General features: G+C 58.2%; 1 protein-coding gene and 1 pseudogene. One reads left to right on the forward strand and one right to left on the reverse strand.

Annotated elements, in window-relative coordinates:
• Window positions 1-479, reverse strand: a pseudogene (locus B2R17_RS17185) (hypothetical protein); the annotation flags it as partial.
• 300 nt (window positions 480-779) lie between these two features.
• Here B2R17_RS17185 and B2R17_RS17190 point away from each other — a divergent pair.
• Window positions 780-2,132, forward strand: coding sequence for a Gfo/Idh/MocA family protein (locus B2R17_RS17190; RefSeq protein ID WP_008656660.1), 1,353 nt, complete (start codon window positions 780-782; stop codon window positions 2,130-2,132).
• Window positions 2,133-2,467: the final 335 nt, after the last annotated feature.

Raw genomic sequence — 2,467 nt, forward strand, 5'->3', positions numbered from 1 at the left:
TCTGGGGTGGGCGGGTAAGCGGCGACCACCGGGTCCGATGGGTAGGCAGTCTCGGCCGGATAAGCACTTTCAACCGGATAAGGCGGAGGCCCGGGAATGCTGAGGCGGAAACCGGGCGTGTTGATTTCAATTCCACCGATTCCTGGGCCCGCAACCACGGGTGGCGCGAGAACGATCGCGGGTGCCGGGGGATACGGCAGCACCGGAATGGCCGGCCCGATTGGGGCGACACCTCGATATCGATAGAGCGGATCGCGATAGGAACCCGGCCGCACCACCGGCGGACCAATTGGCACGACGGCCATGGTGCTCGGTAAATACGGGGGCGGAACCAGATAACCGGGCGTCCGATAGGCGGGACCATAAAATCCAAAGCCGGCACCCGGGCCCCCACGGTAGCGGGCGACCACTCCTTGCGCGTCCGCTGTCGGCGCGAAGATGCCAAATATTAAGGCCGAAGCGATCAAAAAGCGTCGCATGTCACTGCTCTGTTATCGTTGGAAGGAAAGATCCGTTTGTCTTCATTTTAGTCCACAATTCCCGAATCTTGGGGACCAAATCTTCGCACTCTGGGAACCGCAGGGAGTGATCTCGGGTATAATCAACTTCCATCACGACGCATTTTGCCCGATCCCCATCTTTTGACTCGCTGGTTGATTGTTGAAAACGAGCCTGTCTTTTCGGTGCTCGTCGTGGTTCCCGCCTAGTTTTCCGACCTCACGCGGACGTCCCGATTGCCTCGGGGCCCGTTCAACACGTTTTGCCACAGGAAGTCTCTGATGCCACAGCCGAAGCCACCCGTTTCCAAAGATGCCAGCCGCACCATCGACGCGAGCCGTCGGTCGTTCCTCAAGGATTCTGGTTTGATTGCTGGCACCACATTGGCCGGCAGCACGCTGGCCGGCGTTTCGATTCCCAACGCACACGCGGCCGGTGACGACGTCATTCGCTTCGTCGTGATTGGTTGTGGCGGTCGTGGTACCGGAGCCGCCGCCAACATCATGTCGACCAAGGGCAACGTCAAGTTGGTCGCCGTGGCCGATGCATTCGGCAACAAAGCCGAAGGCACGATCAAAGGTCTGACTCGCAAGTTCGGCGACAAAGTTGCCGTTCCACCAGAAAACGTCTTCACCGGTTTGGACGGCTACAAAGCTGCCATCGACGTCGATTGCGACTTGGTCGTCATCGCAACGCCTCCCGGATTCAAACCGCAACAATTCGAGTACGCGGTCAACAAGGGACGTCACATCTTCATGGAGAAACCCGTCGCGACGGATGCTCCCGGCGTCAAACGAGTTTTGAAAGCAGTTGAAGAGTCGAAGAAGAAAGACCTGATGGTCGGCATCGGACTGCAACGTCGTCACGAGCCACACTACATGCAGTGCATCGAACGCATCCACGACGGTGCGATCGGCGATGTGCTTTCGCAACAGGTTTACTGGAATGGTGGCGGCATCTGGTATCGCAACAAAGGCGAAGACCAAAGCGAAATGGCTTTCCAGTGCAACAACTGGTACCACTTCAACTGGATCTGTGGCGACCAAATCTGTGAGCAACACATCCACAACTTGGACGTCGGTTGCTGGGTCAAGGGCGAGTACCCCGTCGAGTGCAACGGCATGGGCGGACGTGAGCAGCGCATGGGCGGTGACGCATCCAAGTCGCAAATCTTTGACCACACGTTCTGCGAGTACACATTCGCCGACGGCTCGAAGATGCACAGCCAAGGCCGTCACCTGGCCGGCGGTTGGAACCATGTTGGCGAATTCGCCATCGGTTCGAAGGGTTCCGCCAACCCATCGGGCAAAATCATGGGTGAGAACGAATGGTCTTTCGAAGGCAAGCGTCTGAACGGTCACCAACAAGAGCAACACGATTTGATCGAAGCTCTGATGCGTGGCGAGATCTACAACGAAGGTGAGTACGGAGCAAAATCGACCTTCTGTGCCATCCTCGGCCGCGAAGCTTGCTACTCCGGCAAGATCGTCAAATGGGACGACCTGATGGAAAAGGGCAAGGACCTCTGCCCAGGAATCGACGAGTACACCCTCGAGTCGACTCCACCAACTCTGCCAGGCGAAGATGGCGAGTACCCAACTCCAACACCAGGCAAGTACTCACCGTTCGCGTGAGCATGAGCCACTCTTTGGCAGCCTGACGCAGGCTCGCCAACGGAAGCATTTCAGCAGCCCGAGAGTTTTCTCTCGGGCTGTTTTTTTGCCGGGTGCGTCCCGCTCCGACTGACGACCTTGACGCCCCGGAGGGGACGTCGCTCCTAGCTCGAGGCGGAAGGCCCGAAACAGTGCTGCGTATGGGCGGGTTTCGTCATGACGAACCTCTCCCGAAACGAATTTTGGGGAGAGGACAAGCGACGCTGTTCAGACGCACGCAAGGGTGAGGGCCGGGCATTGGATCGCAGCACGGATTGTCCTCTCCCGGAAATCTCTCTGAACGCTCGCTTTCCGAT

Origin of the sequence: Rhodopirellula sp. UBA1907 (assembly GCF_002337565.1) — a bacterium.
Lineage (GTDB): Bacteria > Planctomycetota > Planctomycetia > Pirellulales > Pirellulaceae > Rhodopirellula > Rhodopirellula europaea.

What these genes read in the sequence shown, in the direction of transcription:
- B2R17_RS17190 (WP_008656660.1), top strand. Translation starts at nt 780, where the DNA reads ATGCCACAGCCGAAGCCACCCGTTTCCAAAGATGCCAGCCGCACCATC.